The sequence below is a fragment of the Terrisporobacter hibernicus genome, from assembly GCF_020809405.1.
GTDB classification, from domain to species: domain Bacteria; phylum Bacillota; class Clostridia; order Peptostreptococcales; family Peptostreptococcaceae; genus Terrisporobacter; species Terrisporobacter petrolearius.
Genome location: NZ_CP081135.1, coordinates 3,335,175 through 3,352,153, shown reverse-complemented (window position 1 = coordinate 3,352,153; position 16,979 = coordinate 3,335,175). Strand labels below are relative to the sequence as shown.

Genomic DNA, 16,979 nt, shown 5'->3' with positions numbered 1-16,979 from the left:
AAAAAGGAATTTTTATTATTGATAACTTTCACATTTTATAATTTCAAGTATTTTATTTTCTTTTAGAACATTATTATAAAATTCATTGTTTTGTGCTAACACCATCTCACACCATTTATTTGCTTCCTTCAAATCTTTTTTTACATAAATCCCATGACAATGCATGGCCGCTAACTCCAGTTGAGCATACACATATCCTTGCCTAGCAGATTCTTTAAATAATTCCAATCCTTGCTCATAATCTTGCCCTACATACAATCCATCAAAATACATTTCACCTAATCTAAAATAGGCATCAGCAACTCCTTTTTGTGCTGCCTTATTAAAATATAAATAGGCCCTTTTGTAGTCTATATCGATACCTTGTCCTTCTCTATACATCAAGCCTGCAAAATACAATCCTTGCTTATTATCTTTCTTTGCACATTCTTCAAAGTAAAAAAAAGACTTTTCATAGTTTATCTCCACACCGCAACCTTCATAGTACATGCACCCAAGCATTATTTGAGCATTAATATTTGAGCCTTGTGCAGATTTTTCAAACCACATGAATGCTTTTTTATAATTTTGTTCAAAGACCTCCCCATTGTAATACTTTAGCCCCACACTAAAGCACTCTTGATAATATTTAGCATCATTTCGCAGTCTATTATCAAGTATAGTCTTTTGGTTTAAAACCATCTAAATCCCCCCTGATTAAACACATTATATAATAAAATAAGTACACCCCATTAGTTGCTTATTTTATACACACATTAATTTTAATAATTAATCATTTTTAGATATTTTAAGTTTATTAATTTGTAGCTTACTATAAGTTTACTATGTTTTTTAATTTTTTTACATATTATATTTTTTTATTATAATTTTTTCTTTATAATCATAAACATTCTTTACAAGTGTCATAGATATTATCATATATTACTTAATTCAAAAAACATTAAAGAGCTGCCTAAATTAGACAGCTCCATAATTAGTAATTAAAAGGATAATTACCTATTAATTTTATTTACCTTTTTTTCTAACAGTATATCTGCCAAGCATTGGTTGTAAAAACTCTTGAAGCTGTGGCATATATGGCTGTAATTTGGCAAATCCTTTTTCTAGTTCTTCTTTAATTTCATCTAAATCCCACTCTTTATAATCATCACAATAACAATATCCACATTGAGAAGCTTTCCAAACTTCTAATCCTTGATATGGATTTGCTGTGCCTATATATAAATCGTCTTCACTGTCTACAAATAATATTCTTCCACCATAGTTATATCTGTTATCTAATCCATTTAAAAATACTGGATCAAAATCTAGTCCATTTTTAGATACATATAAATTAAATCCAAATGGATATTTAAATCTATTTAGTAGTTCTACAACCAGTTCATATATTCCTATTAAAATATCTACTATCCATCCTGGCAAAGGTATATTTTGTCTATTAGCTAATAATAATTCTAATATAAGTTGCATATTTGTAGAATCATCAAAAGTACTTACAAATAATTTATCCTCATATTCTTGTATTTGCCAAGCATATACGTTAAATGGATTAAAAAATCCTGACCAAATTCCAGATACACTATCTGGTCCTACTACTACTTCGTAATTGTCATATTTATCTATTCTTACTATATCGCAGCCTCTTGGTATAGCCCATGCTAGTGGCAGTTCTTTAGTACCACTTACATATAGATGATTTTTGAAAACTCCCATACTCAATGAATATACGTTATCTTCATCACCAAAACCATTGTCTACTACAAGTGTCCAATCATTAACTTCAGGCTCTTCTTTATTAGTTCTCCATACTTGAACTCCAGTATCTGTACTTGTTGCCACATATATACGTCTGTTGAAAACAGCCATATTGGAGATTGCCCCTTGAGGGTTTTTATCTGGGTCTGTTCCTTGTGGAGTTTCTAACTTCCATGGGAAAAACTCAGGATCTTTACTACTATACAGTAAAGTTTCTGGTCCCATACCAGTTTCATCTATTGCTGCCAAATATAACTTACCTTTATGAACTACCATAGCTCTTGAGGAAGTTCCAGTTATAGTACTATTTGGTAAAACATCAGAAAGCACCGGCTCCCATACTACACCATTGACTGATTTATAAACTTGCATATATCCTTCAGTAGCTGCTGTTGCTGCATAAAGAGCTGGATTTCCATCAAAAGGTCTAAAATTAATCATATATCTAAATCCGAATTCTCTTTCCTCTTCAACTGTAAAAACTTTTTCCCAAGAATCTGGGCAGTCTTTTTTATATCTCCAAATTTCAGCTCTATTATCTTGATCTGGCGCATATATGGATGTTGGTATATTTAAACTACCTCCAAAATAAGTCTGAAGTATTACTAATAGTATATTTCTACCTGTTCCCACATATATATAGTCATCTAGTTCACTCATAGACCAACAATAATTGTTTTGTCTAGCATTTTCTAGATCATTATAATCCAATCCATTAACTGGTGTTAAATTTTTAAATTTATACATTATTCCACCAACTTTTTATTAATATAAGTAGGTATTTTAAATAAAGGCCTACTTATAACAATATATGCTATATTTCGTCAATATGTTTATTAATTTCAAAAATTTATGTTATACTTATAAATAAATTAATCTATGCTTTTAAGGAGAGTAGCTATGAGAGAAATAAAAATAAATAAAATTTCAATAAATACCTTTTTATTATTTGTTGATATACCACTATTACTATTGTTAAGTAAAAATCTTTATATTGATAAAATTTATATATATATTAATATTAGGCTTATTATGATTTGCATTATTCCTTTAATACTAATATTTAAACTACTAAAAACTACTATAGTCATATTAAAAAAATATGGATTTTTTAGTAAGGTAGTATCCTTAGCAACTTTAAAAAAAAGCATTTCAAATATGACTCATATTTACAAAGACTTTTTAAGTCTTCTTATATTCTATATTGAATGTAATATACTTATGATTCTATTTATATACTCTATGGAAAGAGCCAAACTCATATTATTATCATCAAATAATATGGCAATTTTTCTTACCGTAATATCATTAAATATTGTGCTAGTGTTAATAAATAAATATATAAACAAACGATGTGAAATTATTTTAAATCTTTACGAAGAAAAAAAGAATATGGCTGTTTAGTACTAAAAAAAAGCTACTAATATTAAATTAGTAGCTTTTTTCAACTCTATATACTACATTAAGCTGCCATAACGCTTAACATATACTTTTTTCAAAATTGTTACTAAGCACATATATAAAAATACTGTAGCTCCCAAGTATAAGAAGTATACTCCTGGAAGTGGAACAAAACCAAGTGCCTTTCCAAATGGTGTAAAAGGAATAACTGTTAATAACCCTATTCCACCACAAGTAAGAAGAGTTAAAGATGCTGACGCTCTGCTTTGAATAAAAGGAATCTTTTGAGTTCTAATCATGTGTATTACCAATGTTTGTGTCCACATAGACTCTACAAACCAACCTGCTTGGAACATTGCTACATAAGTTGCCTTCATATCTAATCCAGCAAACACACCACTTTGAATAATTGTTCCATCTGCAATTGTATTATATAATGCTCCATTAGAAACAAATTGTGGACATATTATAAAGTACATTATCAAGTATGTTGTCCAGTCAAATACAGAACTTGTTGGCCCAATCCAAATCATAAAACTTCCAATTGATGAAGCATCCCAAGCTTTTGGTTCTTTAATAAATTCTTCGTCAACATTATCCCATGGAATAGCTATACAAGATATATCATAAATTAAGTTTAACATTATAAGATGAACACTCATCATTGGTAAGAATGGAAGTAATGCACTTGCAGCTAATACTGAAAACATATTTCCAAAGTTTGATGATGCTGTCATTTTAATATATTTAATCATATTAGCATAAGTTTTACGTCCTTCAATAATACCTTCTTCTAATACCATTAAACTTTTTTCTAATAAAATTACATCTGCTGATTCTTTTGCAATATCAACGGCAGTATCTACAGAAATTCCCACATCTGCTGATTTCATAGCTACAGCATCATTAATACCATCTCCCATAAATCCAACTGTATGACCATTTTCTCTTAAAACAGTAACAATTGTTGATTTTTGCTCTGGTGAAAGTTTAGCAAATACTGTAGTTTCTTCAACTGCTTTCTTTAATTCATCTGATGACATTTTTTCTATATCAGATCCTAATAATATATTCTCTACTTTTAAACCAACTTGACGACAAATACAACGAGTAACTTTTTCATTATCTCCAGTTAATATCTTTGTTGTCACTCCGTGTTCTTTCAATACTCTAATAGCATCTTTAGTGCTTTCTTTTGGTGGATCAAGGAATGCCAAGTATCCTAGCAATACCATTTCACATTCATCTTTTACTCCAAATGATCCAACTGGAGATGGGTTTGTTTTTTGAGCTAAACCAATTACTCTCATTCCATCTTCATTTAAATCATTTACCCTAGCAAGAATTTCTTTTTTTACTTTTGTTGTAAGGGGCATTATTTCACCATTGTACTCTGCAAAATCACATATGGATAACATTTCTTCTACGGCACCTTTTGTAATCATTTGAGATTTTCCACTTGAATCCTCTATTACTACACTTAAGCGACGACGTGTAAAATCAAATGGTATTTCATCCACTTTGTGATAAGCTTCTGATAAATCTGTCAATGTCTTATCCTTAGCTTCTTCCTCTTCTGTTCTAGAAATAATTGCTCTATCCATTAAATTTTTATATCCTGTTTGGAAAAAACTATTTAAATATGCATGACGCAATATACGAGAATCTTCTTCGCCATGTAAATCCATATAATACTCCAAAACAACTTTATCTTGAGTTAGTGTTCCTGTTTTATCAGTACAAAGTATATCCATAGCTCCAAAATTTTGAATAGAATTCAAATTTTTAATAATTGTTTTTTTCTTAGACATGGCAACTGCACCTTTTGCAAGACAAGTTGTCACTATCATTGGTAGCATCTCTGGAGTTAATCCTACTGCCACGGAGATGGCAAATAAGAATGCTTCTAACCAATCACCCTTTGTTATTCCATTTACAAAGAACACAATAGGTACCATTATTAACATAAATCTAATTAATACCCAAGATACTGCATTTACACCTTTTGTAAAGTTAGTTTCAACAGCTTCTCCTGCTACTGATTTAGCCATTGAGCCAAACATTGTGTTGTCTCCAACTGCTATTACTACTGCTTTAGCAGAGCCACTGATAACATTACTACCCATAAATGCAAGGTTGTGATATTCTGTTATAATATCGTAGTCTTTTGTAGCCTTAGTATGAACCTTTTCCACTGGTTCACTTTCTCCAGTAAGAGCAGATTGGCTTATAAACAAATCTTTTGCTTCAATTATACGAACATCTGCTGGCAACATATCTCCCGCTGACAAATGTATAATATCACCTGCTACTACCTCTTCTAGTGGAATTTCTTTTGGTCCCTTATCTTTTCTTTCCACTGAACATGTTGTAGTTATCATAGATAATAATTTTTCTGCTGCATTGCCTGAACGTGTTTCTTGAATATAGCGAAGTGCTCCTGATGCTATTACCATTGTCATAATAATAATTACTGTTAAAGGATCCACCTCGTCTAAAACTCCTTGAGTATAAGGTAATATAATATCTGTTATTGTTGATACAATAGCAAGACAAAGCAGTATAATTGTAAATGGATTAATAAATGACTCTACTAATTTCTTTGTTAATGACTTTTTTCTTTCACCTGTTATCTCATTTTTACCATAAGTATTACGACTATTTATTACTTCTTTTTCTTCCATACCGTTGACAGAAGAATTTAATTTTTCTAATAATACTTCAATATCTAAAGATGCTGCTGACTCTAATTTTTCCAAATTATAATTTTTATTAGCAACCTTTCTTTTATCATTTAACTTTTCATTTCTTTTTATAGTATTCATTTTGATACCTCCTTAATTTTGTTTTAGAGCAACCTGATTTTTAGGCACAAAATTAAAGGAAGGAATGTGTAAATTATTTATTATAAATTTGTGATAAAAAATGAACTCTAGGAACTTCCTCATCATCATTATTAATAATTTTGCTTCCTTGACCTTCTATGCCTTCATTACTTTGGGAATCCACTTTCATCACCTCTTATCTTTCTTTTTAATATCTATATAAACTCTAAAAGCATTTAGCTTATTTAAATTTTCACTTCTTTGTTAAAAACTAATTTTCATATTTTTTTGATTTATCAATATACCATAGATTAATAGCACAACCTATTATCCAAATAACAATGAACAATTGAAACAAATTTTCTCTAAATTGTAATGAACACCCTGCTATGAAAAATATAATTGCTGCTATTAAAATTGCCACGCTTATATTTTGACAAAGTGGAATTATTCTTATTTTTCCTTTTTCTTCATCACTTAATCCTTCATAAGATTTCATATATTTTAGTGCCTTTCCAGTATATAAGGCAAATGACACAACCAGAAATATAATACTAAACATAAACAAAACCATAATTTCTTTTAACATTTTCTCTTTCTCCTTTCTTATACATCTTCTCATTTTTCTTAAAAAAGGCCACAAAAATACACCCCTTGCTCTCCAAAGTTTTTTTGCATAAATAAATAGTTAAATTTACTATTTTTTATTCCTTACCATTGGAAATTATTAAGAGGTGTTTACTATTAATTGTTATATATAAAAATATTTTTATTTTAATAAATATATATTATGGGAGAAAAATGATACCAAATAGACATTCTAATCCCATATTCCAATTTTTGTTTTACACCAACTATTTTCCAACAGTAATTGCTACTATGACTACCTGATTCCACAATCTCACCTTCCTTCTTATTATTTTTAGAATTAAGTAAAAAAATCCCAGTTAAGCCATAGCTAAACAAGGATTTGTATACAATAAATAATATATTAATAATTCTCGTTCAAGCTTTAGCTTCTTAGGGCAATGTAATTGAATTAGAATACACCTTCTTTTTCCGATGTATCCTGCTAACCATCTAATAGTGTTTCCACTATTTCGCGGCACCAACCCGTATCCCTAAGGTAACCTCACCTACCGATTTTTTTTAACTTGTAATACCATTATATTCGTATTTTTAAATTAATGTCAAGATATTTTTAAAATTCACACTATTATCTTTTCATAATTAAAACTTTTTCTGAGCATTTTATATTAAATTATTACATAAGAAAAATTGTTACCAATACTAGCAATATAGTAGAGTGTACTTGTAGTATAATAATATTATAAAAGAAAAAAATATAACAAAAATTTCAAGTAATAAGGGAGATCTGTATGGGGTTTAATTTTAGGAAATCAATAAAAATAGGAAAGAATTTAAAGTTAAATATTAGCAAATCTGGAGTCAGTACATCTGTGAAGATCGGCAATATAACTCATAATAGCAAAAGAGGAACTACAATCAATCTTGGTAATGGATTATCATACAAAGTAGAAAATTCTAAAAAGAAAAATACTAAGTAAGTCTAATCATAATCAAAGTCACTTAACTAAAGTATTTTAAACATGCGTAGCAAGTTTTTAAGTTATTTAGCAATTATATATCACTCATAAAAATTTCATTTTTATAACTTTCTACTAAAAAAAGTCTACCTTATTTTTATAAAGGTAGACTTGTATATTTTACTTAATAAATCTAATATTAAATTATTAGCTAACTTTTTCTTCTTTTTCAGTTTCTACATTTTTAGTCATAGCTGCTTTAAACATAGTTGCTGAAGTATAAACAACAACTAAAACTACTAACCATTTTAACCAATATACTGGCATGTTAGTTACGAATAATAATGCAAGAATTGAACCTATTACCCCACCTATAGTTATACCCATAGATACTTGTCTTTCATAAGCTCCTTCTTTAACGAACTTTGTACTAGCTATTGGTCCAACAAATGCACAAGCACCCATCATTATTGGGAATGCTGCTTTTGGGTTCATTCCAAGAAGTGCAATCATTGCCATACATGGTGCATATAATCCTATACCTGCTGTCATTAATGCTCCAAGTATAAAGTTACCAACTATACCTACTATTAATTTTCCACCAGCAAGACCCATAGCCTCCCCACCTGATGGCATTAATCCTAGTTGACCTAACACTAATAATACAGCTGTTCCTGCAAGAGCAACCCCCATAGTTAATTGAACTTTTTTCTCTGGTAATTTTGATATTATACCAGCTCCTATCCAAGAACCTACTACTGCTGATATTATCATTGATAATAAAGTAGTCATGTCTACAGATATTGCATTAAGTGATAAAAACGCTTGCGTTATCATTGGTAATGCATGTGCAACGTTTAATGTACCTGGTAATAACTTGTCTGGTACATTTACTTTCTTACTAAATTTTAAAATTGCTGTTGTAGTTGCAAAAGAACCTACGCCTATTGCATCTAAAAAATCTGTTATAAATCCTATAAATAGTCCTGCTCTGAATACGTTTGCCTTGGATGCATCCCTGTGTTTCCTAAAGTCATTTACGTAAACTGTTGTGTAACCTGCTGTTATAACGCCTAATGCGCCTAAAATTGCTGTTAGCATAATTGCTTTAGCCCCCTTAAAATTAAATATTTTTTTTGACAAGAACGATTATACATCTTATTTTTATATTTTTCTATACCTTTTTTAATTTTTTTTTAAATTTTTTTATATTTTCAAATACATATAATTATTTCATGTCTTATTTTGTTATAAAAAGGTTGAATTTTACACAATTCCAGTAAACTATCTATGGAGTTTAAATAAAAAAAATACTAGTATTTTTACTAGTATTTTACTCTAAATTATTATTCCATTACAGTGATCCACTTCATGTTGAATAATTTGTGCTACAAATCCATTAAATTTATTCTTATGTTTTTTGAAACTCTTGTCAAAATATTCTACCTCTATTGTTTCATATCTTGTTGTTTGTCTAAAACCTATTAAAGATAAACAACTTTCCTCTATCACATAACTATTCTCTTTCTTAGTTATAACTGGGTTGATCATTGGAACTATTGAATTTCCTACAGCAAATACAATTATACATTTCTTAACTCCTATCATGTTTGCTGCCATTCCAACACAGTTTTCAAGGTTTGCTCTCAATGTATCAACCAAGTCATCAACTACATGTATATCTTCTTTCGTAGCTAGTTCAGATTTTTCCCCTAAAAACAATATGTCTTTCATAATTGGTTTTATCATATTCATCCCAACCTTTCCAAATTTACTTATGTATTTATTTTTTCATAATATGTTTTTCTTATTATATCATATAAAAATTTTCTGTTCTTCATTATCCGCCTAATAATAATTTTAATAGCCCCTCTAATGATAAAATCTATAATTTTTGATATAATAACATTACACTAAGATGAGGAGATTTATAAAATGAACAATAACATTGATAATAAAATAACATCCAATCCTAATATATATTCCTGGAATGAATCTATGATTTTAGATAAAATACAAGAAATTTTAGATGATAAAAATATAGATGATTTAGAACTTAGCAAAGAAGAATTAGAAGATATAATATCTAAATTAAATAACAACATTACAACAGAAGAACTAAATGAATCTGCTTGCATTATAGCTGAAAATATTGATGAATTAAAAGTATTGCCTAAAGAAGATGTAAAAGAATACATATTAAGATTAATAAATTACTTAAACAATACTAATTTAAAATGTATTATAGGTGAATTTAAAGGAATTGAATTTGAAATATTTAAAGATTCCAATGTGGATGATGTATTTAAAGATTACTACTCAAAATACGATGAAACATATGGAATATCTAGCATGCTTTCAGACTTAGGTTTAAAATAAACAAAAATAGCATTCACTAAAATAAATTAGTGAATGCTATTTTATTTAAATTTTTGAAACCAAAACTAAAATTGCTATTACGACTATATTGTGAACTGCGTATAATCCAATTGCAAGAGATAAGTTTGTTCCTCCTCTTTTCTTTGCAATTATCTCTTTGGCCTCAGGTAATAATCCCTTTGTTTTTTCCATATTTCCACGTATCTGATCCTGGTATAATGCATTTGCATAAATCCCTATACCAATTAAAACTGCAAGGTTTAGTATGCCTCCAATATATGGTGTAGAAGATGCTACTAAGCTTAATATAAAAAATGCACCTGCTTTAAAGTACATTTTTCTATATATCATCCAATATATGCCCATAAAAAATGCTGCCCAGTTCCAAGATATGCTCTTTCCTGAATCATCCATTTTTCTAAATTTTTCTTCATAAAAATTCAGATTCTTTTGTATGAATAAATTTAATTCATTTACTTGTTGCATAAATTTTTCTCCTTGATGATTTTAATTATTGAAATACTTAATATACTATCATATTTTTGCTCATTATGCTCAAAATTTATTTGTCTTTTATATTAATATTTATACCCATTTTAAAATTAACAAAACTAAATTGTATAGTATTCAAAATATTCAAACAGACTTTTTCATAGTAATTTTATCTTTTTTGTTAAACTTTTATCACTAAAAACATATCAATTCATTAAAACATTTAATAGCATAAGAATCTGTCATACAAGAAATATAATCTACTATGGCTTCTTTATATATTTTTTCACTATGTAAGGTTCCATAAACCTTCACATTATTTAGACTATTTTTCAAATCTTTTCTATCAAAAATACTTTCATCACAATACTTTATTATCCACCCTTTAAAATCACTTAAGACAAATCTGTATTTCTTATATATATTAGTTTGCAAATTATTTATGGTATTTTCCTTGTCATAATATTTGAATAGTTCTTCAAATATGCTGTTAATCACTAAGTTTGCATATTTTTTATAGTAACTAAATTTTTCGTTATCGTATATTTTTTCATAGTTAAATTTTTTTATGGAGTCAATAAAGTTCTGTTTTTCATGAGAAAAGCAAATTCCATTTTCAATAGAGCTGTTTTCAATAAGATCGCCCATTAATTCGTGCATTATTACGGAAGTGTTTACTGTTTTTTGGCCGTACTTATGACCTAGTTCATATACTTCTTTTAAATCATCACGACTAATTATTTTTAAAAGAAGTGCATCTTCTATATCTCTTCCAAGATAAGCTATTTTGTCAGCAATTTTCACAACACAACCTTCCCAAGTATAAGGTTGCACCTGACCAGGATTAGTTATGGTATTTAGATCTATAAAATCTTTTCTAGGGTAGATTCCATTTTCATCCACCTCACCACAATGACATATTATGCCATCTCTTACTGCATATGTAAGGTTTAAATTACTTAGGTCTCCCTTATTATCTTGGAGTAATTCCAGCTTGTCTACTACTTTCAAACCATTTTTTTCATGCCAAAAAGAATAGTTTAAATTTTCTTCTAGTATATTTTTTATAACATTTTCCCCCTCATGACCAAAGGGTGCATGGCCTAAATCATGGCCTGTTGCTATTGCTTTTGTTAATTCATGGTTTAGCCCTAAAGCTTTAGCTATAATATAACTTACTGATTCCACATGAGATACATGTTCCATTCTTGTGCAAATATGATCATTTTGCGTGTTAAAAAATACTTGTGTCTTATGTTTTAATCTTCTATATGCTAAGCTGTGTAAAATTCTAGTATAATCTCTTTCAAACTCACTTCTCATATCATTTTTTCTTGAGTATAATTCTTTTTGTCTTAAAAGAGCGTCTTTACAATTTGTATCTTCATTAATTGCCACATGAGAAAATTTTTTGTACATAATCTCCCTCCATATATAAATATAAGTTATATACTAATAATATTATAACACTGTTTTTTTATGCCTATACTATTCTTACTAATATCTTCATCTGCATATAGCTTTTAACGGATAAAGGTATACACATTTTTGTGTATACCTTTAAAAGTAGACAGTTTAAAAATTATAAATTGTTGAAATAAGGAGGAGTATTTTTTATGTAGCAAAGTAACTTTTGTAATCCCTCTCCTGATATTAGAGTTCTAATCAATCATCATACGTTCTACAACACTTTGCCTACCTGTAAAGCGATAGATAACATATGGAACCAAAGAGCCTAGAACAAATAATAATGGTAATATGATCACCAGTGGCCAGAAATTAAATTTGAAGTTTAAAAACCAAATTTGATCACATAGTGGGCGCACGATAAATAGCGAACTTCCAATGCTTAACAATACTGAAATTATCCCAGTAAATGTGGCGTAATAGCATCCCTCCAGGCATAGCATTGTGACAAGCTGTTTTCCAGTCATGCCAATACTTTGTAATATTGCCAGTTCTCTGCGTCGAACCAAGATACTAGCTAAAATAGTATTGATAAAATTCAAAACACCAATGATTCCAATAATAAATGCAATGGTGCTACCAATTGATACAACCGTATTTTTAATGTCCGTAACACCTTCTAATGTAGTGAGTTTGGATTTATAACTCATTATTGGCTCAACACTATTCGTATAATGTTTTAGAAAGTGCTCCATGTCAGTTTCTTTATCTTGTGTAACATCAAATGCATAGCTCATTGCATAGGTATTTCCGGTAATTTTTTTATAAACATTCCCTGGGAAAAAGAAGCAGGAGTCCACCCAGTCATAAGTATTTGCCTCGTTTGCGATGACATGACCAAGTACAGTTACTTCATGAATATTACCCTTATAATTCAACTTAACTTTATCTCCAATACTATGATTCATACTGTCCATATCCATATTACCGCGGGAGTCTACCCATACCCCCTCTAGAATATACTTCCCTGTTGCCAGTTTCTTTGTATCTATTTCACCATCAACTAATTTCAAACGAGAAAATGGAAATTCATCCATACCATATATATGTGTAGAGAATGAACCATCCTTTTGTTGATTGATTGTCTGCTTGGTAGTATCACTTGTGTATGTAGCTTTACAGCCGTATTGGCGACCACCTATTTTAAATCCATCCTGTTTTTTTACTGAGCTGATAAAACTTTCGCTAAGCGCACTTTCTGAATTAACTTTATACTGAAAAAATAGGTTTGCCTGACCTATACTAAAATCAGAAACACTGGTATTTTTAAGAGCATTCTCCGCATCTACACTCTTTGAAAAATTGAAAACCGTATTGGTTAGTACAATGCTAAGGGATAAACTTAGAATCACCAAAACAGTACGTTTCTTATTTCGCCCAAAATTTCCCCATGCCATACTTTTGTGAGGAGTTTTATTATTTGTATTTTTCTTTCTTTTCTTGCCACTGCTTAAATTAGCATCTGTATAATGAACGGCTTGGATTGGGCATACTTTTGATGCCATTTTTGCTGGCTTTCTGGTGCTTATAAACACTGTAATTAGTGTGAATAGGGTAGATACTACAAAAATAAGAGGATTAGGTGATAAAATCACTACATTTCCCTGGAAGCTGGATTGTAACAACAAAGTCGGCAGAAGTGCCTTTCCCACAAAAAATCCACCACAAAGTCCCAAAGGAATTCCAATAAGCGAAAGCATCCAAGCCTGTCGACTAATGATAGCGTTAATTTGTCGTCCTGTAGTACCAATTGTTTTAAGCAGTCCATAAAAGTTCATATCACGCAAAACGGAAATATTAAAAATATTATATATAATCAGATAGCCTGTGAATGCAAATAACAGTAATGCACAGGAAAGTGCAATGATTGTTCCAACTCCTATTGTTGTCTGTTTCGACAAATACAGAGGATTAATTCCTGTATTTATATAGTTGGGTGCCTTCGTATCCATGGAAAATCCACTGTCTGCCACTACCTTCTCCAGGTCTTTTTCAATATTTTCTGTACCTGCAAATTTTATAATTCCGGAGATGGTTCCCGTTTCTGCTCGATCATAGGGGTAGGTGCTTTTCAATTCATCTAAATGAGATTCCACATAAGCCTGGGAGGCAAGAATCGTTCCAGTCTGTACACCAGGGTAGCTATTCCACCAACCAGCAAGCACAAAATCACGTGTAACTTTTTTATTGTGAACGGTAAAGTCTAATTTTATATGAGAGCCCAGTTTTTGTTGAACACCAAGCATCTCTAGTGTCATCGTATCGGTGATTATTTCGTTTTCTGCCTCTGGCTTATGACCACTCGTCGGCTCAACAAACCCATATTTCAGCCCAATATCATCATAATACCAAAATTCTGTATGACGCTTGATAAGTGAACCATTATCCACACTGTCGGCAAGTTTACGACAGTAGGCTATTTGGTTTATCAATGGATGATTGCTTATAGTGGTATATTCTGATTCAGTAATATAATTGATACGTGCGTGTCCTTCACCTCCAGACAAAATCATATCGGCACGCTGCATACTTTTCACCATACCAGACCCCATAGTAAACAGACTGGTAAACAAAAGTGCAGTTAGGGCAATTGCAATTACGGCGATGATGTTACGTGTTCTGTCAGCATAAAAACTTCTCACTGCCAATTTGCCAACTATTTTTCTATTTCCTACTCGAATCATATGGCATCACCGCCTAAAATTTTCCCATCCTCAATATGTATAATACGGTCTGCAAGCTGTGCAAGTTCCTCATTATGAGTAATCATGATAATTGTCTGATTAAATTTTTCCCCAGTCACCTTCAAAAGTCCAATTACATCTTGACTAGTCTTGCTATCCAGACTGCCCGTTGGCTCATCGGCTAATACAATAGATGGCTTTGTGGCTAATGCTCTCGCAATAGCAACTCGTTGTTGCTGCCCACCAGAAAGCTGATTTGGAAAGTCTTGCAGTTTACTTTCAAGTCCAAGCATCTGTATAATCTGCTTTATATATTTTTTATCTGGCTTGTTACCATCTAACTGTATGGGCAAAACAATGTTTTCATAGACATTCAGCATAGATACAAGGTTAAAGTTTTGGAATACAAAACCAATTTTACGACGGCGGAAAATGGTCAGTTCTTCTTCTTTTAATTCAAAAATTTTCTTATCATCTATTGTCACGCAGCCACTAGTTGGACTATCAAGACCTCCTAGCATATGAAGAAAAGTAGATTTTCCACTACCTGATGTTCCCACGACTGCAACAAATTCGCCTCTATCCACTGTTAGACTCACGTTGTCGATTGCATGAACAGCAGTTGGACCACTTCCATATATTTTTTTTAGTTGCTTTGCTTCTAATATAATCATAATAGCTTCCTCCATAAAAAAAGTCTGTATCACATTTTCATGTGATACAAACAGATTAACAAAACAATCTTACCAAATTCTTTCAGCATTATAACACTTTTGAAAGATTTACCTTTTCTCAGTAGGAAGGAAAATAGAAAAGGTAGAACCTCGATCTAGTGCCCCAGAAACCTTGATGTAGCCACCCCCCTCTGAAAGAATCTCTCGTGTTAAAAATAAGCCAAGCCCCATACCTTCCCGACCACTTACATTAGATGAACGATAAAATCTAGAGAATATTTTTCCTTGTTCATCTTCTGCAATACCAATACCCTGATCAATGACATCAATTCGAAAAAACAAATTATATGGTATACAACGAATTGTGACAGTACTTCGACAATGGGAGTATTTTACTGCGTTGTCTAGAACATTATAAATTGCCTCAACGGTCCATTTTGAGTCATAATAGACCCTTCCATTTGTCAATTCAGTTTCAACGGTAATCTGTTTTTCTTCTGCTTTGGGTCGGATTTGGGCAATGACGGCATTAAGTAGTTCCTTCATAGTACCCTTTTTAGGATTAACGGTAATAATCCCGCTTTCCAGACGAGATACCTTCACTAAGGCTAACATTAAAAAATCAAGTTTTTCCGCCTGAGTAGCCAGGGCTTTTGCACATACTTCACTGTCTTGTGGCAAGTCATGTTCCATAAGGATCTGTGAATAAAGCAATATATTAGCAACAGGTGTCTTGGTTTGATGAGAGATGTCAGAAATCAGACGTTTTATATTTTCTTTTTCCATAGTCAGATTTTGGGAGGATACTGCACAGGATGATAAAAAACGAAACATCTTTTCTTCCAATGCTGACATAGCAGATTCGTCAAAAGTATTAGCCGTAAAGCTACCATCTATGGCCCTGTCCAGCATATAATTCAGATAATTCATAGTTTTCTTTATTTTTCTACGATATAATAAAATAATTGGAATTACGATAATCACCACAGCCAGTGCTATAATTCCCATTATTAAAATCCACTTGTTCATTATATCACCGCCCAAGTGTATCCTATACCGTATATTGTTTTGATATATACAGGTGAGGACGGCGTGTCCTCCAACTTATCACGCAAACGCTTGACAGTAACTGAAAGGGCGTTTTCATCCACATACTCTCCCCCATCTGTCCAGATGACATCCACCAACTGTGATCTTGTTAAGGAGTGCCCTCTATTTTCAATCAAAATACGAAGCAACTTTTGTTCTGTTTTGCTCAATTCGATGGGCATTCTATTTTTATAAAACTCCATTTTTGCAAAGGAGAACTGAAATCCATTAATTAGTATTGGATCGATAGGGACAGGCGCAGCACTTCGGATTCGAGCTCCTACTCTTGCCCTTAGAATCATCAGGCTGAATGGCTTAGTTATATAATCATCTGCTCCCAATTCAAGACCAGTGACCACATCTGTCTCCAGATCATTTGCGGTAAGAATTATCACCGGAACATGGGAGTAACTGCGCAACTCTTTCAAGAAATCCAATCCATTTCCATCCGGTAAATTGATATCCAAAATGATAAGGTCAAAGGTCGTGACTTCTATTTCTCGCCATGCACAATGCAAATCCTGTGCTTGTACAAAGGTAAATTCACTATCTTTTAAGGCAAGAATTATACCGTTGGCTAAGGATAAATCATCTTCAATAATCAATATTCGTTTCATTTGCTGTTACCCCCCTTGGCTGATTATCTTTATGTTTTTCCGTCTTTCA

Annotated in this window: 15 protein-coding genes and 1 riboswitch; of the genes, 3 read left to right on the top strand and 12 right to left on the bottom strand. The window is 31.2% G+C overall.

Going from position 1 to position 16,979, the window contains the following annotated elements:
- Window positions 1–15: 15 nt before the first annotated feature.
- A complete protein-coding gene (locus JW646_RS16210) occupies window positions 16–681 on the bottom strand; it encodes a tetratricopeptide repeat protein (RefSeq protein WP_148556494.1) in 666 nt (221 codons plus the stop codon).
- Between the two features lie 324 nt (window positions 682–1,005).
- A complete protein-coding gene (locus JW646_RS16205; protein WP_228415659.1) occupies window positions 1,006–2,502 on the bottom strand; it encodes a hypothetical protein in 1,497 nt (498 codons plus the stop codon).
- A 153-nt stretch (window positions 2,503–2,655) separates the two neighbouring features.
- On the opposite strand from JW646_RS16205, the gene JW646_RS16200 reads away from it, so the two are divergent.
- Entirely contained in the window at window positions 2,656–3,159 is a 504-nt protein-coding gene (locus JW646_RS16200) for a hypothetical protein (RefSeq protein ID WP_148556492.1), read from the top strand.
- A gap of 53 nt (window positions 3,160–3,212) precedes the next feature.
- Here JW646_RS16200 and mgtA read toward each other — a convergent pair whose 3' ends face one another.
- On the bottom strand, window positions 3,213–5,981 hold the full coding sequence (mgtA, locus tag JW646_RS16195) for a magnesium-translocating P-type ATPase (RefSeq protein ID WP_148556491.1): 2,769 nt from the start codon (window positions 5,979–5,981) through the stop codon (window positions 3,213–3,215).
- Window positions 5,982–6,252: 271 nt separating this feature from the next.
- A complete protein-coding gene (locus JW646_RS16190) occupies window positions 6,253–6,570 on the bottom strand; it encodes a DUF3784 domain-containing protein (RefSeq protein ID WP_187359195.1) in 318 nt (105 codons plus the stop codon).
- 401 nt (window positions 6,571–6,971) lie between these two features.
- A riboswitch (M-box (ykoK) riboswitch) is annotated at window positions 6,972–7,132 on the bottom strand.
- A 228-nt stretch (window positions 7,133–7,360) separates the two neighbouring features.
- On the opposite strand from JW646_RS16190, the gene JW646_RS16185 reads away from it, so the two are divergent.
- Window positions 7,361–7,549, top strand: a complete 189-nt coding sequence (locus tag JW646_RS16185) for a DUF4236 domain-containing protein (protein ID WP_228415658.1) — start codon at window positions 7,361–7,363, stop codon at window positions 7,547–7,549.
- A 186-nt stretch (window positions 7,550–7,735) separates the two neighbouring features.
- On the opposite strand, the gene JW646_RS16180 is transcribed toward JW646_RS16185, so the two are convergent.
- Together JW646_RS16180 and JW646_RS16175 are read right to left on the bottom strand one after the other, a co-directional pair.
- On the bottom strand, window positions 7,736–8,629 hold the full coding sequence (locus tag JW646_RS16180) for a sulfite exporter TauE/SafE family protein (protein ID WP_074915941.1): 894 nt from the start codon (window positions 8,627–8,629) through the stop codon (window positions 7,736–7,738).
- Between the two features lie 237 nt (window positions 8,630–8,866).
- Complete coding sequence (locus JW646_RS16175; protein ID WP_074915939.1) at window positions 8,867–9,277, bottom strand: peptide deformylase; 411 nt, start codon at window positions 9,275–9,277, stop codon at window positions 8,867–8,869.
- Window positions 9,278–9,463: 186 nt separating this feature from the next.
- Here JW646_RS16175 and JW646_RS16170 point away from each other — a divergent pair, with 186 nt between their 5' ends.
- Window positions 9,464–9,907, top strand: coding sequence for a hypothetical protein (locus JW646_RS16170; RefSeq protein WP_148556489.1), 444 nt, complete (start codon window positions 9,464–9,466; stop codon window positions 9,905–9,907).
- 45 nt (window positions 9,908–9,952) lie between these two features.
- Here the strand turns inward: JW646_RS16170 and JW646_RS16165 are convergent, their stop codons facing one another.
- From JW646_RS16165 to JW646_RS16140, 6 genes are all read right to left on the bottom strand, one after another.
- A complete protein-coding gene (locus JW646_RS16165) occupies window positions 9,953–10,393 on the bottom strand; it encodes a DUF2628 domain-containing protein (protein WP_228415657.1) in 441 nt (146 codons plus the stop codon).
- Between the two features lie 201 nt (window positions 10,394–10,594).
- Window positions 10,595–11,818: a deoxyguanosinetriphosphate triphosphohydrolase family protein gene (locus tag JW646_RS16160; RefSeq protein WP_228415656.1), complete on the bottom strand. Its 1,224-nt coding sequence runs from the start codon at window positions 11,816–11,818 to the stop codon at window positions 10,595–10,597.
- A gap of 242 nt (window positions 11,819–12,060) precedes the next feature.
- Window positions 12,061–14,550, bottom strand: a complete 2,490-nt coding sequence (locus tag JW646_RS16155; RefSeq protein ID WP_228415655.1) for an ABC transporter permease — start codon at window positions 14,548–14,550, stop codon at window positions 12,061–12,063.
- Entirely contained in the window at window positions 14,547–15,224 is a 678-nt protein-coding gene (locus JW646_RS16150; protein ID WP_228415654.1) for an ABC transporter ATP-binding protein, read from the bottom strand. Before JW646_RS16150 ends, JW646_RS16155 begins: the two co-directional genes overlap by 4 nt.
- Window positions 15,225–15,332: 108 nt before the next feature.
- Window positions 15,333–16,253 carry a sensor histidine kinase gene (locus tag JW646_RS16145; protein WP_228415653.1) on the bottom strand — a complete coding sequence of 307 codons (921 nt, stop codon included), beginning with the start codon at window positions 16,251–16,253 and terminating at the stop codon, window positions 15,333–15,335.
- Complete coding sequence (locus JW646_RS16140) at window positions 16,253–16,930, bottom strand: response regulator transcription factor (protein WP_228415652.1); 678 nt, start codon at window positions 16,928–16,930, stop codon at window positions 16,253–16,255. Before JW646_RS16140 ends, JW646_RS16145 begins: the two co-directional genes overlap by 1 nt.
- Between the last annotated feature and the right edge of the window lie 49 nt (window positions 16,931–16,979).